The 21795-nt window shown below is 59.9% G+C and carries 20 protein-coding genes; 15 read left to right on the forward strand and 5 right to left on the reverse strand.

Going from position 1 to position 21795, the window contains the following annotated elements:
* Positions 1 to 134: 134 nt before the first annotated feature.
* From AC07V0_RS26315 to AC07V0_RS26355, 9 genes are all read left to right on the forward strand, one after another.
* Positions 135 to 866: a response regulator gene (locus AC07V0_RS26315; protein ID WP_007934711.1), complete on the forward strand. Its 732-nt coding sequence runs from the start codon at positions 135 to 137 to the stop codon at positions 864 to 866.
* Entirely contained in the window at positions 856 to 2325 is a 1470-nt protein-coding gene (locus tag AC07V0_RS26320; RefSeq protein WP_086944507.1) for an ATP-binding protein, read from the forward strand. Before AC07V0_RS26315 ends, AC07V0_RS26320 begins: the two co-directional genes overlap by 11 nt.
* A gap of 230 nt (positions 2326 to 2555) precedes the next feature.
* On the forward strand, positions 2556 to 3815 hold the full coding sequence (locus AC07V0_RS26325) for a D-mannose isomerase (RefSeq protein WP_192351711.1): 1260 nt from the start codon (positions 2556 to 2558) through the stop codon (positions 3813 to 3815).
* A 128-nt stretch (positions 3816 to 3943) separates the two neighbouring features.
* Complete coding sequence (locus AC07V0_RS26330; RefSeq protein WP_064616384.1) at positions 3944 to 5245, forward strand: ABC transporter substrate-binding protein; 1302 nt, start codon at positions 3944 to 3946, stop codon at positions 5243 to 5245.
* Between the two features lie 142 nt (positions 5246 to 5387).
* The gene (locus AC07V0_RS26335; protein WP_018926470.1) at positions 5388 to 6296 is read left to right on the forward strand and encodes a carbohydrate ABC transporter permease; all 909 of its coding nucleotides are present in this window, start codon (positions 5388 to 5390) and stop codon (positions 6294 to 6296) included.
* The gene (locus tag AC07V0_RS26340) at positions 6289 to 7134 is read left to right on the forward strand and encodes a carbohydrate ABC transporter permease (RefSeq protein ID WP_019581464.1); all 846 of its coding nucleotides are present in this window, start codon (positions 6289 to 6291) and stop codon (positions 7132 to 7134) included. Before AC07V0_RS26335 ends, AC07V0_RS26340 begins: the two co-directional genes overlap by 8 nt.
* A gap of 2 nt (positions 7135 to 7136) precedes the next feature.
* On the forward strand, positions 7137 to 8297 hold the full coding sequence (locus AC07V0_RS26345) for an ABC transporter ATP-binding protein (protein WP_018926468.1): 1161 nt from the start codon (positions 7137 to 7139) through the stop codon (positions 8295 to 8297).
* Positions 8298 to 8426: 129 nt separating this feature from the next.
* Positions 8427 to 9773 (forward strand): carbohydrate porin, encoded by a 1347-nt coding sequence (locus AC07V0_RS26350; protein ID WP_018926467.1) that lies wholly within the window; start codon positions 8427 to 8429, stop codon positions 9771 to 9773.
* Between the two features lie 116 nt (positions 9774 to 9889).
* Complete coding sequence (locus AC07V0_RS26355) at positions 9890 to 10744, forward strand: D-hexose-6-phosphate mutarotase (RefSeq protein ID WP_064616385.1); 855 nt, start codon at positions 9890 to 9892, stop codon at positions 10742 to 10744.
* A gap of 60 nt (positions 10745 to 10804) precedes the next feature.
* Here AC07V0_RS26355 and AC07V0_RS26360 read toward each other — a convergent pair whose 3' ends face one another.
* The gene (locus AC07V0_RS26360) at positions 10805 to 11665 is read right to left on the reverse strand and encodes a MurR/RpiR family transcriptional regulator (RefSeq protein ID WP_172901244.1); all 861 of its coding nucleotides are present in this window, start codon (positions 11663 to 11665) and stop codon (positions 10805 to 10807) included.
* Between the two features lie 227 nt (positions 11666 to 11892).
* Here AC07V0_RS26360 and zwf point away from each other — a divergent pair, with 227 nt between their 5' ends.
* The 4 genes from zwf to AC07V0_RS26380 all read left to right on the forward strand — a co-directional run bounded on the left by zwf (position 11893) and on the right by AC07V0_RS26380 (position 15689).
* Positions 11893 to 13362 carry a glucose-6-phosphate dehydrogenase gene (gene zwf / locus AC07V0_RS26365; protein WP_018926464.1) on the forward strand — a complete coding sequence of 490 codons (1470 nt, stop codon included), beginning with the start codon at positions 11893 to 11895 and terminating at the stop codon, positions 13360 to 13362.
* Complete coding sequence (gene pgl, locus AC07V0_RS26370) at positions 13349 to 14062, forward strand: 6-phosphogluconolactonase (RefSeq protein ID WP_111454767.1); 714 nt, start codon at positions 13349 to 13351, stop codon at positions 14060 to 14062. The genes zwf and pgl overlap by 14 nt, the downstream gene beginning before the upstream one ends.
* A 17-nt stretch (positions 14063 to 14079) precedes the next feature.
* Complete coding sequence (locus tag AC07V0_RS26375; protein ID WP_018926462.1) at positions 14080 to 14745, forward strand: bifunctional 4-hydroxy-2-oxoglutarate aldolase/2-dehydro-3-deoxy-phosphogluconate aldolase; 666 nt, start codon at positions 14080 to 14082, stop codon at positions 14743 to 14745.
* A 218-nt stretch (positions 14746 to 14963) separates the two neighbouring features.
* Entirely contained in the window at positions 14964 to 15689 is a 726-nt protein-coding gene (locus AC07V0_RS26380; protein WP_064616387.1) for an intradiol ring-cleavage dioxygenase, read from the forward strand.
* A 2-nt stretch (positions 15690 to 15691) separates the two neighbouring features.
* Here AC07V0_RS26380 and AC07V0_RS26385 read toward each other — a convergent pair whose 3' ends face one another.
* Together AC07V0_RS26385 and AC07V0_RS26390 are read right to left on the reverse strand one after the other, a co-directional pair.
* Entirely contained in the window at positions 15692 to 16873 is a 1182-nt protein-coding gene (locus AC07V0_RS26385) for an aminotransferase class V-fold PLP-dependent enzyme (RefSeq protein ID WP_086944511.1), read from the reverse strand.
* 25 nt (positions 16874 to 16898) lie between these two features.
* Positions 16899 to 17135, reverse strand: coding sequence for a DUF3820 family protein (locus AC07V0_RS26390; protein WP_007949456.1), 237 nt, complete (start codon positions 17133 to 17135; stop codon positions 16899 to 16901).
* Between the two features lie 202 nt (positions 17136 to 17337).
* Here AC07V0_RS26390 and AC07V0_RS26395 point away from each other — a divergent pair, with 202 nt between their 5' ends.
* Positions 17338 to 17805 carry a ferritin-like domain-containing protein gene (locus AC07V0_RS26395; RefSeq protein WP_192351713.1) on the forward strand — a complete coding sequence of 156 codons (468 nt, stop codon included), beginning with the start codon at positions 17338 to 17340 and terminating at the stop codon, positions 17803 to 17805.
* Positions 17806 to 18069: 264 nt separating this feature from the next.
* Here AC07V0_RS26395 and AC07V0_RS26400 read toward each other — a convergent pair whose 3' ends face one another.
* Positions 18070 to 18540 carry a MaoC family dehydratase gene (locus tag AC07V0_RS26400; protein ID WP_018926458.1) on the reverse strand — a complete coding sequence of 157 codons (471 nt, stop codon included), beginning with the start codon at positions 18538 to 18540 and terminating at the stop codon, positions 18070 to 18072.
* Positions 18541 to 18583: 43 nt separating this feature from the next.
* Positions 18584 to 19528 carry an alpha/beta hydrolase gene (locus tag AC07V0_RS26405; RefSeq protein ID WP_018926457.1) on the reverse strand — a complete coding sequence of 315 codons (945 nt, stop codon included), beginning with the start codon at positions 19526 to 19528 and terminating at the stop codon, positions 18584 to 18586.
* A gap of 233 nt (positions 19529 to 19761) precedes the next feature.
* Between AC07V0_RS26405 and fadD2 the strand changes: the two genes are divergently transcribed.
* On the forward strand, positions 19762 to 21450 hold the full coding sequence (gene fadD2 / locus AC07V0_RS26410) for a long-chain-fatty-acid--CoA ligase FadD2 (protein ID WP_064616391.1): 1689 nt from the start codon (positions 19762 to 19764) through the stop codon (positions 21448 to 21450).
* Positions 21451 to 21795: the final 345 nt, after the last annotated feature.

Here is a 21795-nt window from a genome sequence, read left to right on the forward strand (position 1 = left end):
GCCTCGCTCCTACAAGGAATGTCACGAACCCTGTAGGAGCGAGGCTTGCCCGCGAAGAGGCCGGAACAGACAACATAGATCCATGATCGATCAGGCATAATCCTCCCTAACACAAACAACAAGGACGCCGCCCCGTGAGCTCAGTCAACAAGTCGATTTTGTTGGTCGATGACGATCAAGAGATACGCGAGTTGCTGGACACCTACCTGACCCGTGCCGGTTTCCAGGTCCGCACCACGCCCGATGGCGCAGGCTTTCGTCAGGCGCTGAACGAGGCGCCGAGCGATCTGGTGATCCTCGACGTGATGCTGCCGGACGAAGACGGTTTCAGCCTCTGCCGCTGGATCCGCCAGCACCCGCGCCAGGCCCACGTGCCGATCATCATGCTCACCGCCAGTTCCGATGAGGCTGACCGCGTCATCGGCCTGGAACTGGGCGCCGACGACTACCTCGGCAAACCCTTCAGCCCCCGTGAATTGCAGGCGCGGATCAAAGCCTTGTTGCGTCGCGCGCAGTTCGGTCAGGAGCGTTCCGGCGGTGAAGTGCTGGCCTTCGACGACTGGCGGCTGGACATGGTCAGCCATCGGCTGTTCCATACCGACGGCGAGGAAGTGATTCTCTCCGGCGCCGATTTCGCCCTGCTGAAACTGTTCCTCGATCACCCCCAGGAAATCCTCGACCGCGACACCATCGGCAACGCCACCCGTGGCCGTGACCTGATGCCGCTCGATCGCATCGTCGACATGGCGGTCAGCCGTTTGCGCCAGCGTCTGCGCGACACCGAAAAACCGCCGCGGCTGATCCGGACCGTGCGTGGCAGCGGCTACCAATTGGCAGCCAACGTGGTTGCCGGCAATGGTCACTGAGTTCCTGCGCAAGCTCGCCGGGCGCGTGCCGGTGCCGCGCTCGCTGCTCGGGCGCATGTTGCTGCTGACCCTGTTGGCGGTGCTGTTTGCCCAGACGCTGTCGAGCGTGATCTGGGTTTCGCAACTGCGTGCTACCCAACTCGAAGGCCTGGTCACCAGCGCCCGCAGCCTGGCCCATTCGATGACTGCCAGCGTCAGTTATTTCCGCTCGTTGCCGGTGGCGTTCAGGCCGCTGGTGCTCGACCAGTTGCGCAGCATGGGCGGCACCCGGTTCGTGGTGACCCTCAACGACAAACCCTTAGGCATGGAAGTGCTGCCGATCACGCCGCGCAAAGAAGCGGTGCTCAAAGCGGTGGACGAGGTGCTGCGCCAGTCGCTGGGCCAGGACGCGGATATTTCGGTGACGTTCGTCAGCCCCGAAGACCTGCGGATCTTCAATAGCGGGCTGAAACTCGATGAATTGCCACGCTCCTGGGCGCACTACGCGTTGACCCTGGAGCCAGTGAATCCACCGGTGCTGGTCACGCAAATCCAGATGGCGCCGGGGGAATGGCTGTACATCGCTTCGCTGTTGCCCGAGCCCTACACCAGTCTCGAAGAGCAAGGCCTGCCGGCACAGCAAGTCTGGTTCATCGTACTCACCAGCGGCTTCTTGCTCCTGTTCATCGGCCTGCTGGTGCACTGGCAGAGCCGACCGCTCAAGCGATTGGCGCGGGCGGCGCGGGACATGTCCCTGGGCGCCGACGTCGAACCGGTCGCTCAGGGGGGCGGCAGTGAAGTGGTGGAAGTCGGTCGCGCGTTCAATGCGATGCGTGAACGCATCAGCCGTTACCTGACCGAGCGCAGCCAGTTGTTCAGCGCGATTTCCCATGACTTGCGCACACCGATCACTCGGCTGCGACTGCGGGTTGAATTGCTTGAAGACGAAAAGCTGCAAGCCAAGTTCGGACGTGATCTGGATGAGCTGGAGTTGTTGGTCAAGGGCGCGCTGCAATGCGTGAAAGACACCGACATCCACGAAAACATCGAGCAGGTGGACCTCAATCATGTGCTCGACTGCCTGGTGGAACCGTATCTGGCGCCCAACGGTAATGGCCGCGTGACTCAGCAGGGGCGGGCGCTGGCGCCGTATCCCGGCAAGCCACTGGCGCTCAAGCGCTGCATCGGCAACCTGATCGACAACGCTTTGAAGTACGGGCAGAACGCGCATCTGCACATCGATGACGACGAGAGCGCGTTCGTCCTGCATGTCGACGACGAAGGTCCGGGTGTGCCGGAGCAGCGGCTGGAGCAAGTGTTCGAGCCGCACTTCCGCCTGGCCGGGCAGCAACAGGGTTATGGCTTGGGGCTGGGGATTGCCCGCAACATCGCCCATAGCCATGGCGGCGAAGTCAGCCTGCAAAACCTGCGTGAAGGCGGGTTGCGCGTGACGTTGCAGTTGCCGCGACCAATGGATTGACACTGCCCCTGTGGCGAGGGAGCTTGCTCCCGTTGGACTGCGCAGCAGTCCCTCTTTCAGGGCCGCTCCGCGCCCCAACGGGAGCAAGCTCCCTCGCCACAATTAACCACTCACTTCAAAATCAGGGTGAATGTCACAGGTCGGTGACATAACGCTCCCCCTTCGTTACCTGCCCGCCACCGACCGTTGTTTAGACTGGTCCCAGTCATAACAACAAAAAAAGGTATCGCATGGACACCTTCCAACCCGCCTTCAGCAGTTGGCTGAACGCGCCTGCCCATCAGCAATGGCTCGCCGCCGAAGGCCTGCGCCTGTTGGCATTTGCCAGGGCTTCAAAGCTTCCCGAAGGTTTCGGCAACCTTGATGAAAAGGGGCGCCTGGCGGTCAACGCGCAAGCCGAAACCATGAACACCGCGCGCATGACCCACAGCTTCGCCATGGCCCACATCCAGGGTTTGCCGGGGTTCGCCGAGCTGGTGGATCACGGCATCAAAGCCCTCTGCGGGCCGCTGCGTGACGCCGAACACGGTGGCTGGTTCGCCACGCCCGAACACCGCGACGGCAATACCGGCAAAGCCGCTTATCTGCATGCCTTCGTGGCATTGGCCGCGAGTTCTGCGGTGGTTGCCCAGCGTCCCGGTGCGCAAGCCTTGCTCGATGATGCGATCCACATCATCGACAGCCATTTCTGGAGCGAGGAGGAGGGCGCCATGCGCGAATCCTTCAACCGCGACTTCAGTTGCGAGGAAGCCTATCGCGGCGCCAACAGCAACATGCACGCCACCGAAGCTTTCCTCGCCCTGGCCGATGTCACCGAGGACCACCGCTGGCTGATTCGCGCGCAGCGCATCGTCGAGCGTGTCATTCACGAACACGCCGCCGCCAACGATTACCTGGTGGTCGAGCATTTCGACCGCGACTGGCAGCCGCTGCGTGACTACAACCACGACAACCCGGCCGACGGTTTCCGTCCTTACGGCACCACGCCGGGTCATGGTTTCGAATGGGCGCGGTTGTTACTGCACCTTGAAGCGGCGCGGGTACAGGCCGGGATGCTCACGCCGGGCTGGCTGGCCACCGATGCGCAAAAACTCTTCGAGCATAATTGCCGTCACGGCTGGGACGTCGACGGTGCGCCGGGCATTGTCTACACCCTCGACTGGGACAATCGCGCGGTGGTTCGTCATCGTTTGCACTGGACTCATTGCGAAGCCAGCGCCGCCGCCAGTGCGCTGCTAAAACGCACCGGTGATGAGCAGTACGAGCGTTGGTACCGACTGTTCTGGGAATTCTGTGACAGTCATTTCATCGACCGCTGCGATGGCAGCTGGCATCACGAGCTCGATCCGCTGAATCGCCCGAGCGCCGATATCTGGGCCGGTAAACCTGACCTGTATCACGCCTGGCAGGCTGTATTGATCCCGCGCCTGCCGCTGGCGCCGAGCATGGCCAGTGCGCTGGGGCAGTTGTCCCAGAGCGCTGCTGTGTAACCAGTCATGTAACCATGTGGTGACATTCGAGCGTCCCTTCGTTACCTGCGAAGGTATGACTCCTGTTTAGAATCCATGCAGCGCAAGCACCAGACTTGCATGCATAACAACAAGAAAGGTACTACTAGATGAATGCGATTTCTCGCCTCGCTACTGTCATTTCTCTCGCTTCACTGCTTCCCGTTGCAGCATTCCCGCTCAGTGCCCTGGCCGCCGATTCCAAAGGTTCGGTGGAAGTCGTTCACTGGTGGACGTCTGGTGGTGAAAAAGCGGCTGTCGATGTGCTCAAGGCTCAAGTCGAAAAAGACGGTTTCACCTGGAAAGACGGCGCAGTCGCCGGCGGTGGCGGTGCCACGGCCATGACCGTACTCAAAAGCCGCGCCGTGGCCGGTAACCCGCCGGGTGTAGCGCAGATCAAAGGTCCGGACATTCAGGAATGGGCGTCTACCGGTCTGCTCGATACCGACGTCTTGAAAGACGCTGCCAAAGCTGAGAAGTGGGACAGCCTGCTCGACAAGAAAGTCTCCGATACCGTGAAGTACGACGGTAACTATGTGGCCGTGCCGGTGAACATTCACCGCGTCAACTGGTTGTGGATCAATCCGGAAGTCTTCAAGAAAGCCGGCATCGAAAAAGCGCCAACCACCCTTCAGGAATTCTACGCGGCCGGTGACAAGCTCAAGGCCGCGGGCTTCATCGCGCTTGCCCACGGTGGCCAGCCTTGGCAAGACAGCACCGTGTTCGAAGCGGTGGTCCTGTCGGTCATGGGCGTCGATGGCTACAAGAAAGCCCTGGTCGATCTGGATAACGCGGCGCTGACCGGTCCTGACATGGTCAAGGCGCTGACCGAGCTGAAGAAAGTCGCGACCTACATGGACGCCGACGGCAAAGGCCAGGACTGGAACCTGGAGGCGGCCAAGGTCATCAACGGCAAGGCCGGCATGCAGATCATGGGTGACTGGGCCAAGAGCGAGTGGACAGCGGCCAAGAAAGTCGCCGGCAAGGATTACGAGTGCGTAGCCTTCCCGGGCACCGACAAGGCCTTCACCTACAACATCGACTCGCTGGCCGTGTTCAAGCAGAAAGACAAGGGCACTGCTGCAGCTCAGCAGGACATTGCCAAGATCGTGCTGGGTGAGAACTTCCAGAAAGTCTTCAGCATCAACAAGGGTTCGATCCCGGTTCGAAACGACATGCTGAGTGACATGGGCAAGTACGGTTTCGACTCCTGCGCCCAGACGGCTGCCAAAGACTTCCTGGCGGACGCCAAGACCGGTGGCTTGCAGCCGAGCATGGCGCACAACATGGCGACCACGCTGGCGGTACAGGGTGCTTTCTTTGATGTCGTGACCAACTTCATCAACGATCCGAAAGCCGATCCTGCCACTGCCGCCAAGCAACTCGGCACTGCCATTAAAGCAGCCAAGTAATGCTTGGCCTGTAGGAGCCGGCTTGCTGGCGATAGCGATGTGTCATTCAACGCAGATGTCGACTGACACACCGCCTTCGCCAGCAAGCCGGCTCCTACAGGGGACCTGCCCGAATTCTCTCTCTCTCGTACTGGATCTTCCCATGAGTTCTGTTGCTGTGTTCAGCAAGGCCTCGCCGTTCGATGCGCTGCAGCGCTGGCTCCCCAAGCTGGTGCTGGCGCCGAGCATGTTCATTGTTCTGGTGGGGTTCTATGGCTATATCCTGTGGACCTTCGTCCTGTCGTTCACCACTTCGACCTTCCTGCCGACTTACAAATGGGCGGGTCTGGCGCAGTACCAGCGGCTGTTCGACAACGATCGCTGGTGGGTAGCGAGCAAGAACCTGGCGCTTTTCGGCGGCATGTTCATCGGTATCACCCTGGTGATCGGTGTGTTGCTGGCGGTGTTTCTTGATCAGCGCATTCGTCGCGAAGGTTTCATTCGCACCATTTACCTGTACCCGATGGCGCTTTCGATGATCGTCACCGGTACTGCCTGGAAATGGCTGCTCAACCCGGGCATGGGCCTGGACAAATTGCTGCGTGACTGGGGCTGGGAAGGCTTTCGCCTGGACTGGCTGATCGATCCGGATCGCGTTGTGTACTGTCTGGTGATCGCGGCGGTATGGCAAGCCTCGGGCTTTATCATGGCGATGTTCCTCGCCGGCCTGCGTGGCGTTGATCAATCGATCATCCGTGCCGCCCAGATCGATGGCGCGAGCATGCCGCGCATTTACCTGAAAGTGGTGTTGCCGAGCCTGCGCCCGGTGTTCTTCAGCGCAGTGATGATCCTGGCCCACATCGCTATCAAGAGTTTCGACCTGGTAGCGGCAATGACCGCCGGTGGCCCGGGTTATTCCTCCGATCTGCCTGCGATGTTCATGTATTCCTTCACCTTCAGTCGCGGCCAGATGGGCATGGGCTCGGCCAGTGCGATTCTGATGCTCGGTGCGATTCTCGCGATCATCGTGCCTTACCTGTACTCCGAGCTGAGGGCCAAACGTCATGACTAGTTTCGCTGCCAAACCTGCCATCAGCCTGAGTCGCATCGCGATCTATGGCGTGCTGCTCCTTGCGGTATTGCTGTACCTGATACCGCTGGTGGTCATGCTGTTGACCAGTTTCAAGACGCCTGAAGACATCAACTCCGGCAACCTGCTGAGCTGGCCGACCGTGGTCAGCGGTATTGGCTGGATCAAGGCCTGGGGCACGGTTGACGGGTACTTCTGGAACTCGATCAAGATCACCGTTCCGGCGGTAATGATCTCCACGGCCATCGGTGCGTTGAACGGCTATGTGCTGTCGATGTGGCGCTTTCGCGGGTCGCAGTTGTTCTTCGGCCTGCTGCTGTTCGGTTGCTTCCTGCCATTCCAGACGGTCCTGCTGCCGGCCTCGTTCACCCTCGGCAAGATGGGCCTGGCCAGCACGACGACAGGCCTGGTGTTCGTGCACGTGGTCTACGGCCTGGCGTTCACCACGCTGTTTTTCCGTAACTACTACGTCAGCGTTCCCGATGCACTGGTGAAGGCAGCGCGGCTCGATGGCGCGGGGTTCTTCACCATCTTCCGCTTGATCATTTTGCCGATGTCCACCCCGATCATCATGGTCTGCCTGATCTGGCAGTTCACCCAGATCTGGAACGACTTCCTGTTCGGCGTGGTGTTCTCCAGCGGTGACTCGCAACCCATTACGGTGGCGTTGAACAACTTGGTCAACACCAGTACCGGGGCCAAGGAATACAACGTTGATATGGCGGCGGCAATGATCGCCGGGCTGCCGACCCTGCTGGTCTATGTGGTCGCAGGTAAGTATTTCGTGCGCGGGCTGACGGCCGGCGCAGTCAAGGGGTAATCATGGCTACGCTCGAACTTCGCAATGTAAACAAAACCTATGGCCCCGGCCTGCCGGACACCCTCAAGAACATCGAGCTGTCGATCAAGGACGGTGAGTTCCTGATTCTTGTAGGCCCTTCGGGTTGCGGTAAATCGACCCTGATGAATTGCATCGCCGGCCTTGAGACCATCACCGGCGGCGCGATCATGATCGGTGACCAGGACGTCAGCGGCATGAGCCCCAAAGACCGCGACATCGCCATGGTGTTCCAGTCCTACGCGCTGTACCCGACCATGAGCGTGCGCGAAAACATCGCGTTCGGTTTGAAGATCCGCAAGATGCCTGCCGCCGACATCGACGCGGAAGTCGCTCGCGTGGCCAAGCTGTTGCAAATCGAACACCTGCTCAACCGCAAGCCGGGTCAGCTCTCCGGTGGTCAGCAACAGCGCGTGGCCATGGGCCGGGCGTTGGCGCGTCGGCCGAAGATCTACCTGTTCGACGAACCGCTGTCCAACCTCGACGCCAAGCTGCGGGTCGAGATGCGCACAGAAATGAAACTGATGCACCAGCGCTTGAAAACCACCACGGTCTACGTGACCCACGACCAGATCGAAGCGATGACCCTGGGCGACAAAGTGGCGGTGATGAAGGACGGGATTATCCAGCAGTTCGGTACGCCGAAAGACATCTACAACAACCCGGCCAACCTGTTCGTGGCGAGCTTCATCGGTTCGCCGCCGATGAACTTCATCCCCCTGCGTTTGCAGCGCAAGGACGGCCGTCTGTTGGCGCTGCTCGACAGCGGTCAGGCGCGCTGCGAATTGCCGCTGGGCATGCAGGATGCCGGGCTCGAAGACCGCGAAGTGATCCTCGGCATGCGCCCGGAGCAAATCGTGCTGGCGAACGGCGAAGCCAACGGCCTGCCGACCATCCGCGCTGAAGTGCAGGTCACCGAACCGACCGGTCCCGACACCCTGGTATTCGTCAATCTCAACGACACCAAGGTCTGCTGCCGTCTGGCACCGGACGTCGCACCAGCCCCGGGCGAGACCCTGACGCTGCAATTCGATCCATCGAAAGTGCTGCTGTTCGATGCCAAGACCGGTGAGCGTCTGGGCGTTGCCGGCCTGCCAAAAACCGAAGCTCACAGCGCCAACGTGGCCCAGTTCAAAGGCCGCTGAAGATCAAATGTGGGAGCGAGCAAGCCCGCTCTCACAGGGGGGATTAGTGGCGGATGGAGACATCCGTCGCAATCGATGTAAACCGCGTTAGATAAAAACAGTTAATAACAATAAAACGAGGATGTAGGGATGAAGAAGAAGAACAACGCTCAGCTGATCTGCCAATTGTCAGCGGTTGCGGCGATGATGCTGGCCGGTAGCGTACACGCGGCTGACGCGTTCAGTGCCGATTCCCAGTGGATGACGGGGGACTGGGGTGGCGAGCGGACCAAGCTGATCGAGCAAGGTATCGACATCAAGGCCGACTATGTCGGTGAAGTGGGCGCCAACCTGCACGGCGGCTACAACGACGACAAAACGGCGCGTTACGCCGACCAGTTTGGTCTGGGCGTGGCGCTGGACCTGCAAAAACTGTGGGGCTGGGATAACACCCAGGCCAAGATCCAGCTCACCAACCGTAACGGTCAGAACATCTCCAATGACCGTGTCGGCGACCCGCGTGCCGGCACCTTGAGCTCCTCCCAGGAAGTCTACGGCCGTGGCCACATGGTCCGTCTGACCCAGCTGTGGATCAAGCACCAGTTCCTCGACGGGAAACTGGACGTCAAGGCTGGTTACTTCGGCGAAGGCGAAGACTTCAACACCTTCCCTTGCGAGTTCCAGAACCTGGCATTCTGCGGTTCCCAGGCGGGTAACTGGGCGACCGGTATCTGGTACAACTGGCCGGTCATGCAGGCAGCGGTTCGCGTGAAGTACAACATCACGCCTGAGTTCTATGCGCAGATCGGCGCGTACAACCAGAACCCATCGCAACTTGAGCACGGTAACGGTTTCAAGCTCAGCGGCAGTGGCACCAAGGGCACCGTCTTGCCGGTTGAATTGGTCTGGTCGCCGAAGGTTAACAACCTGCCGGGCGAATACCGTGTCGGTTACTACAAGAGCACGGCCGACGCCAATGACGTCCGTAAAGACGACAACGGCAATGATGCAGCGACCACCGGCAATGCCTATCGCAGCCATGACAGCAAGCACGGCTACTGGTTCGTGGCGCAGCAACAACTGACCACCCATAACGGTGATGCTTCGCGCGGTCTGAACATCGCGGCCAACGCCACCTTCCACGACAAGGACACCAACTTCGTCGACAACTACCAGTCGCTGATGTTTGTTTACAAGGGCCCGTTCGATGCGCGTCCAAAAGACGACGTCGGGATCGGTTTCTCCCGTATCCATGTCAACGATGACGTGAAGAAAAACTCCGAGTTGGTCAACGCCGCCAATGGTGTCACCGACTACAACGATCCACTGTTCGCGCCACTGCGCAGCACCGAGTACAACTACGAGATCAACTACGGTTTCCACGTTACCAACTGGCTGACGGTGCGTCCTAACTTGCAATACATCACTCACCCGGGTGGTGTGGATGAAGTTGATAACGCGCTGGTCGCCGGCCTGAAAATTCAGTCGGTGTTCTAACGCTGTTGCGATAAGCTCCTCTCTATGTGCGCATATTTGCGGACGGCCATGGCTGTCCGCTTTTTTTTGGGGGTGGCGCACCCTCGGGTGACAGATGATTTTCAGGGCCGTGGCACATGCTTGAGCATCCGCTACAACGCTTCTTCAAATCCTTGCGCGAACGTCCGGTGTTTGCGTGGGAGCGCTATCAGATGCGCGACGTGCTGGTGATCGACCATCCGCTGTGTCAGGCGGTGTTCAGTCGTCAGGGCGCACAGTTGTTGCACTTCCAGCCAAAGGGTCAGAAACCCTGGTTGTGGTGCGCGGCGAAATGGCCGCACGTGGGTGCGATTCGCGGCGGCGTGCCGGTGTGCTGGCCGTGGTATGGCCGCCACCCAAGCGAAAACGCCTGGCCGTCCCATGGTTGGGCGCGCCTGCTCGACTGGAAGCTGCTCGACAGCAGCAGTGACGACGATGGCGTGCGCCTGCACTGGCAGTTACAGCTGTGCGACTGGCAAGTGGACTTGCATGCGCACCTGGGCGAACGCATGGATTTGCACCTGAGCACCGAGCATCAGGACGACATGCCGTGCCAGTTGAGTCAGGCGTTGCACGCCTATTGGCGTATTGGTGATGTCGGTGAGATAGCGCTGTCTGGGCTCGAAGGAGCGCAAGGGTACGACCAGTTGAACCGCCAGGCTTGCCAACAGGAAGGCGAGTTGCGGGTCGACGGTGGGTGTCAGCGCGTGTTCCAGCATGACGGCGAACTGCAGCTCAAGGACCACGCCTGGCAGCGCGAACTGTGCATCGACACCGGTGATCATGCGGACACGGTGGTCTGGCATCCCGGCTCGCGGCCATTACTGGGCGTGAGCTGGAACGAGATTTCCGAGTTCGTCTGTGTGGAAGCGGCCAGCGGCGGCACCGACAGCCTGTGCCTGGCGCCGGGGGAGCGGGCGCATTTGAGTTTGCAGGCGCGGGTTGGGGCGTAGCCGATGCGCACAACCTTTGTGGCGGTGCGGCGTTCCGACAAGCCCCTTCGCCACAGTGGGTTAATTAAACTCATCCCCAATCGGATACCGACTGGCATTGAGGCTTTCCTTGATCTTGCGCAAATGCGGCTGGAAATCCACGCCTCGGCGCAAGGTCATGCCGGTGGCGAGCACATCGAGCACGGTCAGCTGAATGATCCGCGAGGTCATCGGCATGTAAATGTCGGTGTCTTCCGGCAACGGAATGTTCAGGCTCAAGGTACTGGCCTTGGCCAGCGGCGAACCTTCGGCCGTCAGCCCCAGCACCGAAGCGCCGTTTTCCCGGGCGATGCGCGCCACTTCCACCAATTCGCGGGTGCGGCCGGTGTAGGAGATGATCACGAACAACTCACCGGTGTGGGCCACCGAGGCAATCATGCGTTGCATCAGCACATCGGCATGGGCGGTCACTGCCAGGTTGAAGCGGAAGAACTTGTGCTGCGCATCCAGTGCCACCGGGGCCGAGGCGCCGAGGCCGAAGAAGTGGATCTGCCGGGCCTGGATCAACAGGTCGACGGCGCGGCTGATCAGGTTCGGGTCCAGTGCCTGGCAGGCGCTGTCCAGGGACGCGATGGCGCTGCCGAAGATTTTCTGGGTGTAAGCCTCGGGGTTGTCGTCGGCTTCCACCGCACGGCTGACATACGCCGCGCCGCTGGCCAGGCTCTGGGCCAGCTGCAGTTTCAGTTCAGGGTAGCCGCTGACACCAAATGAGCGGCAGAAACGGTTGACCGTCGGCTCACTGACCGACGCGGCCTGGGCGAGGGCGGCGATGCTGAACCGGGTCGCCTGCTGTGGGTTGAGCAGGATCACTTCGGCGACTTTGCGTTCTGCCTTGTTCAGGTCTTCGAGGCGACTCTGGATCTGTTCCAGTAAATTTCGCACGCGGTCCATATGGGGTTCCTAAATTCACCTGCGCAAACAAGCGCTCGGCTATGCAAATTGGGCCTTTGATACGGCCCATAACGGTGGCCTATCCTACTGATGGCTCCGACCGACCACCACTCGGAATCTACATTTTGCGAAAATGTTGTGGTTATTACTACATTTTCCCTTGAGTGATGCCTTGAAAAAAGGTATTTGTAGCTTAACTTGATAAAAGAACAAACATCATGCCTTCGATTACGGTTGAACCGTGCACCTTTGCCTTGTTCGGCGCTCTCGGCGATCTAGCCCTGCGCAAGCTGTTTCCTGCCCTTTATCAACTCGATGGTGCCGGCCTGCTTCATGAGGATACGCGCATTATCGCACTGGCCCGTGAACCTGGCAGCGAGCAGCAGCATCTGGCGTTCATCGCCACCGAGTTGCGTCGCTACGTGGGCGCCAAAGAGCTGGATGAAGCCGTGCTCGAGCGCTTCCTGGCCCGGTTGAGTTACCTGCATGTCGACTTCCTCAAGGCTGACGATTACGTCGCCCTGGCCGAGCAGGCCGGCAGTGCCCAGCGGGTGATTGCCTACTTCGCCACGCCGGCGGCGGTTTACGGTGCTATTTGCGAGAACCTGTCGAAGGTCGGCCTGACCGAAAACACCCGCGTGGTGCTGGAAAAACCCATCGGTTCTGACCTGGAATCCTCGCGCAAGGTCAACGACGCCGTGGCGCAGTTCTTCCCGGAGAACCGCACCTACCGTATCGACCACTACCTGGGCAAAGAGACCGTACAAAACCTGATCGCCCTGCGTTTCGCCAACAGCCTGTTCGAAACCCAGTGGAACCAGAATTACATTTCCCACGTGGAAATCACCGTGGCCGAGCAGGTCGGGATCGAAGGCCGTTGGGGTTACTTCGACAAGGCCGGCCAGCTGCGGGACATGATCCAGAATCACCTGTTGCAGTTGCTGTGCCTGATCGCCATGGACCCGCCGGCCGACTTGTCCGCCGACAGCATCCGCGACGAGAAAGTCAAAGTGCTCAAGGCACTGGCGCCGATCAGCCCGGAAGGCCTGACCACTCAAGTGGTGCGCGGCCAGTACATCGCCGGTCACAGCGAAGGCAAGTCGGTGCCGGGGTATCTGGAGGAGCCTAACTCCAACACCCAGAGCGACACCGAAACCTTCGTTGCCCTGCGTGCCGACATTCGCAACTGGCGTTGGGCCGGCGTACCGTTTTACCTGCGCACCGGCAAGCGCATGCCGCAGAAGCTGTCGCAGATCGTCATCCACTTCAAGGAACCGTCGCACTACATCTTCGCCCCCGAGCAGCGCTTGCAGATCAGCAACAAACTGATCATCCGCCTGCAACCGGACGAAGGCATTTCCTTGCGCGTGATGACCAAGGAACAAGGCCTGGACAAGGGCATGCAGTTGCGCAGCGGTCCGTTGCAGCTGAATTTTTCCGACACCTGGCGCAGCGCACGGATTCCCGATGCCTACGAGCGGTTGTTGCTGGAAGTGATGCGTGGCAATCAGAACCTGTTTGTCCGTAAAGATGAAATCGAAGCCGCGTGGAAGTGGTGTGACCAGTTGATTGCCGGGTGGAAAAAGTCCGGTGATGCGCCCAAGCCGTACGCGGCCGGGTCCTGGGGGCCGATGAGTTCCATTGCACTGATCACGCGGGACGGGAGGTCGTGGTATGGCGATATCTGAATTGAAACTGCCTCAGGGCGTCAGCGCCCATGAGTTCAAAAAACCGATGCTGCTGGCCGAAGGCCTGGCATTGGCAGTGGCCAAACAACTGAGCGACGCGATTGCCGCACAAGGCACAGCGACGCTGGTGGTGTCCGGTGGGCGCAGCCCGGTGGCATTTTTCCAGCACCTGGCCAAGCAGGCGCTGGACTGGTCGAAGGTGGTGGTCAGCCTGGCTGACGAGCGCTGGGTGCCGGTGGAGCATGCCGACAGTAATGCCGGTCTGCTCAAGCGCTACCTGTTGCAAGGTCCGGCGGCCAAGGCCCAGTTCCTGAGCCTCTACAGTGCCACCGCCAACCTGGAGCAGGCCGCCGAGCAGGCTGATCGCTTGCTCGCCGAATTGCCGGCGATCGATGTGCTGGTGCTGGGCATGGGCGACGACGGTCACACCGCATCACTGTTCCCCAACAGCCCGAACCTGGCCGACGCCTTGAAAGTCGACGGCACTCGTCGTTGCTGGCCGATGCTGGCGCCGACCGTGCCGCGTCAGCGCCTGACCATGAGTCGCGCGCTGCTGGCTTCGGCCAGGCACATCGTTCTATCGATTTCCGGTCAGTCCAAGTTGACCACCCTGAGCGCCGCACTGGCCGGTGACGATGTCGCCGCCATGCCGATTCGGGCGTTTCTGCAACCTACGTTAGAGATTTACTGGTGCCCATGAACCAAGGATCAGCCGCTATGACAAACACATCCCCGACCGTTTCCATGGCGGACAAAGTTGCCCTGATCGACAGCCTCTGCGCCAAGGCGCGGATCCTGCCGGTGATCACCATCGCTCGCGAACAGGACGTGCTGCCGTTGGCCGACGCCCTGGCCGCCGGTGGCCTCACGGCGCTGGAAGTGACCCTGCGTTCGCAGTTCGGCCTCAAGGCCATCCAGATCCTGCGCGAAAAGCGTCCGGAACTGGTGACCGGTGCCGGTACGGTGCTTGATCGCAGCATGCTGGCCGCTGCCGAAGCCGCCGGTTCGCAATTCATCGTGACGCCGGGCATCACCCGTGACCTGCTCGAAGCCAGTGTCGCCAGCCCGATTCCGCTGTTGCCGGGCATCAGCAACGCCTCCGGCATCATGGAAGGCTATTGCCTGGGCTATCGCCGCTTCAAGCTGTTCCCGGCGGAAGTCAGCGGCGGCGTCGCGGCCATCAAGGCCCTGGGCGGCCCGTTCGGCGAAGTTAAATTCTGCCCGACCGGCGGCGTCAGCCCGGCCAACATCAAGAGCTACATGGCGTTGAAGAACGTGATGTGCGTGGGCGGTAGCTGGATGCTTGACCCCGAGTGGATCAAGAACGGCGACTGGGCCCGCATCCAGGAGTGCACCGCCGAGGCGTTGGCGCTGCTGGACTGATCTGATTTACCGGATATACCGGATTTACCAAACACTTCGTTGTGTGTTCTACGGCTTTACGGTGCGCTTGGTCGGTGCACCGTTTTTTTTTGCCTGGTGAAAATCCCCATGACTGTCGAAATGCTCTTTTTAGGATCGACATCACGCGATACATAGTTACCGCATCTCGCCGCACGTCCAGCGTTAATCTGCGTTCATCTTATGGAAGAGAGAACGTCATGGACGACAACACCTCGGCTGCACCCCCACTACCGGTTTATCAACTGTCACCCGAGCAGATCGCCGGTCCGTATTTTCGAAATCCAAAACTGATCAGGCGAAACGTCAGCGAAGGCATGGACGGCATTCCCTTGGTGCTGCGGCTCACGATCGTCGATGCCATGACCGGTCAACCGGTTACCGGGGCATTGGTCGATATCTGGCATTGCAATGCGCGCGGGGCGTATTCGGGCTGGAGCAAGGTCAACCCGGACAAGGAAGTCGATGTGGATGATATCGGGTCGATCCCGCGCACCGACGACGACACCTACCTGCGTGGTGGGCAATTCACCGACAAAATGGGCATCGTGCGGTTTACCACTATTTATCCGGGGTTCTATGCCGGCCGCGCTTTGCATATTCACGTCGCGGTACGCATCACAGCCGGTAATAACTATCTGGAAGAGCGGCACGTCGCCTGGGTCGGCCAGCTTTACTTTCCCGAGGTCGCATCAAGGTCGGTGCTCAATGCCCGTGAGTACAGCGGTCGAGCCGTCTCACCGCTGACCAATGCGCAGGATATGTTTTATCAGCGCATGGGCGGCGAGGCCTCGACCCTGAATATTCACACCATCGGTCGAGACTCGAATGAGGACGGCTTTTTCGGGCACATGACCATCGGTGTCGACACGTTTGCGGCGTCATCGCAAATCAAGCCCGAGGACTTTGATAAATACACTGTGTGACGTCAGCGCAATTCGTTCAACGCCCGGGCCAGTACATCCATGTCCGCTGCCATGGTCGTGAGCCCCGGTGTGATGCGGATGCACGGGCCACACGCCGCGCCGCTGCGCGCCACGGTAAACAGGTTGTAGTCGTTGAGCAGGCGCTCGACCATCGCCTGTTGGTCGGCATGCCGGGTAAAGCGCATCGAGGTGATGCCGCAATACAGGCGCGGGTCATCCGGGGTCAGGACTTCGATCCCCGGTAACTCCCGAACGGCATCGACCCAGCGGTTGCGCAGGTAATTGAGCCGAGCGCCCTTGGCGACGGAACCGCCCATGGCCTGATGCTCTTCGAACACCAGCGGCAGGGTCAGCAGGGCCGGGATGTTCGGGGTGCTGTATGGCGTGCGGGCGCGAATGTCGGTGTCAGGGAAATGCATCTCGCCCATGTCCGGGTCGATGTCGGCCAGGCGCTCGGGCGCGATGTAAATGAAGCCGAGAGTCAGCGGCGCACCGATCCATTTGTGCAGGTTGTAGCCGGCGAAGGCAATGCCCAGTTCATCGAGGTTGAACTCGATCTGGCCCAGAGCATGGGCGCCGTCGAGGATTACATCGATGCCATGCTCCCTGGCGGCAGCGGCGATCGCCTGCACCGGCATTACCAGACCGGTGCGATGGGTGACGTGGGTCAGGGCCATCAACTTCAGTCGCGGATAACGTGTGAAAGCTTCGCGGTACGTGGCCAGCAAGCTGTCGAAACTGGCGGGGCGACGGTGCTCGATCTCGATCACTTCCACGCCTCGATAGCGGGCCAGCCAACGCATTGCGCTCTTGACCGTGTCGTACTCCAGATCGCACAGCAGGACCTGATCGCCCGGTTCCAGGCGATTGTAGTTGCGGATCAGCGACTGCAAGCCGTCCGAGGCGTTGCGGGTGAAGGCGACGGCTTCGGCCGGGGCACCGATCAGCTCGGCCAGCTGCGCGCGAATCTTGACGCTTTCGCCCTGTTCGAAGCGCTGGCGCACATGCACCGAGTTGCCGCGGTTGATGAGCTCGATGTTGCGCTGATACTCCTCGACCACGGTGCGTGACATGCGCCCGAAGTAACCGTTCTCCAGGTTCAGGGGGCCGGGTTCGACAGCATAGCGGTCGGCAAAGGTCTGCCAAAAGGCTTCATCACGGGCACGGCGGGTGTTATCGGGCATGGGCGACTCGGTGCGATAGGGCGGTTCAGTGACGAGGGGCAGGTTTGCCGTGCTTGGCGCGCAGCGGTTCGAGCAGTTCCGACAGGCCGTTGTGGTCGATTTCCTGCATCAAGGCGAGCAACCCGCCCAGTTCCCCGTGAGGGAAACCTTCGCGAGCGAACCAGTTCAGGTACTGGCCGGGCAGGTCGGCAATGATACGGCCCTTGTATTTGCCGAAGGGCATCTCGCGGGTAATCAGCAGTTCGAGCTTTTCGGGATTCATCATCAGTCGTCTTGATTTAGAACAGTCTGGAAAATACAGGCATTCTGCATGCAGGCCAATTGACAGATCATGCAAAAAAAGCGGATACAGATTTCGACTAAAGATTAACTCATTGAAATATAAGTAAAAAATTTCAATTTGAAGCTGGCATGCAGGGTGCAACGATTGATTGCATCTTTCATCAACCGCAAGGAATTGAAAAATGACCGACATTAATAAAGAAGCGATCTCTGTACTCAACGACCTGATTGAAACCTGTAAAGACGGTCAGGAAGGGTTCAAGACTTGCGCTGAAGACATCAAGAATCCCGAACTCAAAAACCTGTTCATTCAGCGCTCCGCCGACTGCGCCTCTGCCGCTGCCGAACTGCAGGCCACTGTGCGTTCCCTGGGTGGTGATCCGGAAACCTCCACCAGCGTCAGCGGTAATCTGCATCGTCGCTGGGTGGATGTGAAGTCGATGTTCACCGGCAAGGATGAAGAGGCAGTGCTGAACGAAGCGGAGCGTGGTGAAGACCACGCGAAGAAGGCTTACAAGAAAGCGCTGGATAAAATCAACGAGGACAACCTGGTGAGTATTCGTGACACCGTTGAACGCCAGTACCACGGCGTGCAACGCAACCACGATCAGGTCAAAGCCCTGCGTAACCAGGCTCGCGCACGCTCGTAAGCGTTCGTTACCCATCAAAAACGCCAGCCAGTCTGGCGTTTTTTTGTGTTCGAGATTGTAGGAGAACGAAACGCTGCATTCACCGTGGCGAGGGGGGCCTTTTGTGGCGAGGGAGCTTGCTCCCGCTGGGGTGCGCAGCGCCCCCAATCGGGCACCTCGATTCACCTGTTCCGGCGCGGAGCAGCTTTTACGACTGCTGCGCAGCCGAACGGGAGCAAGCTCCCTCGCCACAGAAGCCCATCCAGGCCACGGATGAGTGATGAATCAGCCGATGCTGATCGCCGGCAACGTCGGCAATGTCACGGTCTGCTGTTTACGCGGCGCCAGAATCTCCGCCTCGCCATCCACTACCAGTTCATCACGCTGATTGAACACTCGGGTGGCGATCCGCACACGAAACTTCGGCATTTTCTCGAGAATTTCCAGGCGCACAGTCAGCGTGTCGCCAATCTTCACCGGCTTCTGAAAGCTCATTGTCTGACCGATATAAATAGTCCCCGGCCCAGGCAGCTCGCAAGCCACCGCCGCGCTGATCAACGCGCCGCTGAACATGCCGTGGGCGATGCGTTCCTTGAACATGGAGGCGGCGGCGAATTCGGCGTCCAGGTGCACCGGGTTGTGGTCGCCGGACATCGCGGCGAACAACTGAATGTCACGTTCTTCGACGGTTTTGCTGTAGCTGGCGGTCTGGCCGACTTCGAGGGCTTCGTAAGGGGTGTTGGTAACCTGGGTCATCTGTCTCGATTCCTGTGACGAATTAAATGAATCCACAAAAAAACTATTCGGCTCTGGGTGGCCGGCGGTTGCTCAAGGCCTGGGCGATCCAGTTCAGCACGTCGGCAGTCACTTCATCGCGATTGCTCTCATTGAACAGTTCGTGCCGGGCCTGCGGGTAAATATTCAAGTGCAGGCTCTGGCAGCCAGCGTCGCGCAGGGCGTGGGCCAGATCTTTCAGACGTTTGCCTTCGCTCACCGGATCACATTCGCCACCAATCACCAGCAGCGGCAGGCCCGGATCGATCTGGGCGAGATTGGACGCTTTGCTGATTTGCTGCAAGCCGCCGAGCAAATCGATCCATAGCTGATTGGTGCAGCGAAAGCCGCAGAGCGGGTCGTTGGCGTACTTGTCGACCTCGGCCGGGTCACGGCTCAGCCAGTCAAACGAGGTGCGAGCTGGCTTGAACTTCTTGTTGAACGAGCCGAACGACAGCCATTCGATCAATGCACTGCGACCCTTGGGGCCCTGGCGCAGGCGTTCGAGACGAGCAATCTGCCGCGCTGCGCGATAGAGCGCCACGGGCTGGAAGTTCGAGCCGCTGAGAATCGCCCCGTGCAGGCTGGCGCTGTGGTGCAGCAAGTAAGCCTGGGCGATGTAGCTGCCCATGCTGTGGCCCAACAGCACGATTGGCACGCCGGGATGCTGTTGGCCGATATGTTGGTTGAGGCAGGCGAGGTCACCGACCACTTTGCCCCAGCCATCGCTGTCGGCGAAGTGGCCCAGGGTGCCGTTTTCAGCGGTTTTGCCATGTCCACGCAGGTCCGGTGCGTAAACACCGTAGCCCTGTTCGCAGAGCTTTTCTGCCAGGCGAGCGTAGCGACCGCTGTGTTCCGCCATGCCATGGGCCAGCAGGATCACGGCTTTGAGCGGTGCAGTCGGCAGCCACTGGTTGACGAAGAGGCGGCTGCGGTCGCTCGCGGTCAGCCAGAAAGTGTCATGGATCATGGCGATTCCTTTGCATGGGACTGCATGCGGCATGGGCGTCGTTGCATTGTATAGCGCATCCCGCGCGCGCCGTCTGATCAGGCAGCGCCGGGGCAGCAAGATTCACGGGATCAATGAGGACTGTGCGCATATTTGCCTGATTCACCATAGCTGCTAGTGTCCGGGAAGCACCGCTTTTCAGAAGTGATAGAAAAAGCGGCCCCGGATAGATTCAGGTAATGAGGACAAGAACAATGCAACCTGATTTCTGGAATGACAAACGCCCGGCCGGCGTGCCCCTGGATATCGACCTTGGGGCCTATAAGTCGGTGATCGAGGTGTTCGAGCGTTCCTGCAAGAAATTTGCTGACCGCCCGGCATTCAGCAACATGGGCGTGACCCTGACCTACGCTGAACTGGAACGTTACAGCGCTGCGTTCGCCGGTTACCTGCAAGCCCACACCGATCTGGTGCCGGGGGATCGCATCGCGGTGCAGATGCCCAACGTCCTGCATTACCCGATTGCCGTGTTTGGCGCCCTGCGTGCCGGGCTGATCGTGGTCAACACCAACCCGCTGTACACCGCGCGGGAGATGCGTCATCAGTTCAAGGACTCCGGTGCCCGGGCGCTGGTGTACCTGAACGTGTTTGGACAGAAGGTCCAGGAAGTGTTGCCCGACACTGACATCCAATACCTGATCGAAGCGAAGATGGGCGACCTGATGCCCACCGCCAAGGGCTGGCTGATCAATACCGTGGTCGCCAAGGTCAAGAAAATGGTCCCGGATTATTCACTGCCCCGGGCCATCTCCTTCAAGAGCGCGCTACGTCTGGGCCGGGGCCTGGGCATCAAACCGCTGAACGTCGGTCTCGACGACATCGCCGTGTTGCAATACACCGGCGGCACCACCGGGCTGGCCAAGGGTGCGATGCTGACCCACGGCAACCTGGTGGCGAACATGCAGCAGGCGCGGGCATGCCTCAGTCAGTTGGGTGCCGACGGTCAGCCGCTGCTGCGCGAAGGCCAGGAAGTGATGATTGCGCCGCTGCCGCTGTACCACATCTATGCCTTCACGGCGAACTGCATGTGCATGATGGTGACCGGCAACCACAACGTACTGATCACCAATCCACGGGACATCAAGGGCTTCATCAAGGAGCTGAAGAACTGGCGGTTCTCGGCGCTGCTTGGGCTCAACACGCTGTTCGTCGCGCTGATGGACCATCCCGACTTCAAGACCCTGGATTGCTCCAGTCTCAAACTCACCAACTCCGGCGGCACGGCGCTGGTCAAGGCCACCGCCGAGCGCTGGGAACAGCTCACCGGTTGCCGGATCACCGAAGGTTACGGCCTGACCGAAACCTCGCCGGTGGCCTGCACCAACCCTTACGGCGACAAATCGCGCATCGGCACGGTCGGCCTGCCGGTGCCGGGCACGACCCTGAAAGTGATCAACGACGAAGGCGTCGAGCAGCCACTGGGCGAACGTGGCGAACTGTGCATCAAGGGCCCGCAGATCATGAAGGGCTACTGGCAGAAACCCGAAGCCACCGCCGAAGTGCTGGATGCCGACGGCTGGTTCAAGTCGGGCGACATCGGGGTGATCGACCCGGATGGTTTCGTGCGTATTGTCGATCGTAAGAAAGACATGATCATCGTCTCGGGCTTCAACGTGTACCCGAACGAGATCGAAGACGTGGTGATGGCCCACCCGAAAGTCGCCAACTGTGCGGTGATCGGCGTGCCGGACGAGCGTTCGGGGGAGGCGGTGAAACTGTTTGTGGTGGCCCGTGAGTCGGGGGTCAGCCTTGAAGAGCTGAAGGCTTACTGCAAGGAAAACTTCACGGCGTACAAAGTGCCCAAGCACATCGTGTTGCGTGAGTCGTTGCCGATGACGCCGGTGGGCAAGATTTTGCGGCGGGAGTTGCGGGATATCGCATAACGTTTGAAGCTGCGCTACGCGCATTCGCGGGCAAGCCTCGCTCCTACAGTGGATTTGTGTCGCCCTATCGGGTGATCGACAAAAAACCGTAGGAGCGAGGCTTGCCCGCGAAGCTTTTAAGGCTATAAGCCGCGAATTCATAGGCTTTCAGGGCGGTATAGGATTTTTGCTCTAAAATGACTGCTTGCCATTCTCGAGTCACCAAAGTGACTGTAGGGGCCTGTTTAGGCTCTAGTCGGCCCTTGGCAAAGCTGCTACTCTCGGCGCGCTTTGTGACTTCTCGGCCTATGTAAAGCCAGATTCACCAATAGACAAACACCAATAATAATCGCATCAAATGCGGTG

It is taken from the genome of Pseudomonas sp. GW821-FHT01E10 (genome assembly GCF_059422365.1).

Excerpts from the sequence above, each read along its gene's own strand:
- AC07V0_RS26320 (WP_086944507.1), top strand. The coding sequence starts at position 856 with ATGGTCACTGAGTTCCTGCGCAAGCTCGCCGGGCGCGTGCCGGTGCCG.
- AC07V0_RS26325 (WP_192351711.1), top strand. The coding sequence starts at position 2,556 with ATGGACACCTTCCAACCCGCCTTCAGCAGTTGGCTGAACGCGCCTGCC.
- AC07V0_RS26330 (WP_064616384.1), top strand. The coding sequence starts at position 3,944 with ATGAATGCGATTTCTCGCCTCGCTACTGTCATTTCTCTCGCTTCACTG.
- AC07V0_RS26335 (WP_018926470.1), top strand. The coding sequence starts at position 5,388 with ATGAGTTCTGTTGCTGTGTTCAGCAAGGCCTCGCCGTTCGATGCGCTG.
- AC07V0_RS26340 (WP_019581464.1), top strand. The coding sequence starts at position 6,289 with ATGACTAGTTTCGCTGCCAAACCTGCCATCAGCCTGAGTCGCATCGCG.
- AC07V0_RS26345 (WP_018926468.1), top strand. The coding sequence starts at position 7,137 with ATGGCTACGCTCGAACTTCGCAATGTAAACAAAACCTATGGCCCCGGC.
- AC07V0_RS26350 (WP_018926467.1), top strand. The coding sequence starts at position 8,427 with ATGAAGAAGAAGAACAACGCTCAGCTGATCTGCCAATTGTCAGCGGTT.
- AC07V0_RS26355 (WP_064616385.1), top strand. The coding sequence starts at position 9,890 with ATGCTTGAGCATCCGCTACAACGCTTCTTCAAATCCTTGCGCGAACGT.
- zwf (WP_018926464.1), top strand. The coding sequence starts at position 11,893 with ATGCCTTCGATTACGGTTGAACCGTGCACCTTTGCCTTGTTCGGCGCT.
- pgl (WP_111454767.1), top strand. The coding sequence starts at position 13,349 with ATGGCGATATCTGAATTGAAACTGCCTCAGGGCGTCAGCGCCCATGAG.
- AC07V0_RS26375 (WP_018926462.1), top strand. The coding sequence starts at position 14,080 with ATGACAAACACATCCCCGACCGTTTCCATGGCGGACAAAGTTGCCCTG.
- AC07V0_RS26380 (WP_064616387.1), top strand. The coding sequence starts at position 14,964 with ATGGACGACAACACCTCGGCTGCACCCCCACTACCGGTTTATCAACTG.
- AC07V0_RS26385 (WP_086944511.1), bottom strand. The coding sequence starts at position 16,873 with ATGCCCGATAACACCCGCCGTGCCCGTGATGAAGCCTTTTGGCAGACC.
- AC07V0_RS26390 (WP_007949456.1), bottom strand. The coding sequence starts at position 17,135 with ATGAATCCCGAAAAGCTCGAACTGCTGATTACCCGCGAGATGCCCTTC.
- AC07V0_RS26395 (WP_192351713.1), top strand. The coding sequence starts at position 17,338 with ATGACCGACATTAATAAAGAAGCGATCTCTGTACTCAACGACCTGATT.
- AC07V0_RS26400 (WP_018926458.1), bottom strand. The coding sequence starts at position 18,540 with ATGACCCAGGTTACCAACACCCCTTACGAAGCCCTCGAAGTCGGCCAG.
- AC07V0_RS26405 (WP_018926457.1), bottom strand. The coding sequence starts at position 19,528 with ATGATCCATGACACTTTCTGGCTGACCGCGAGCGACCGCAGCCGCCTC.
- fadD2 (WP_064616391.1), top strand. The coding sequence starts at position 19,762 with ATGCAACCTGATTTCTGGAATGACAAACGCCCGGCCGGCGTGCCCCTG.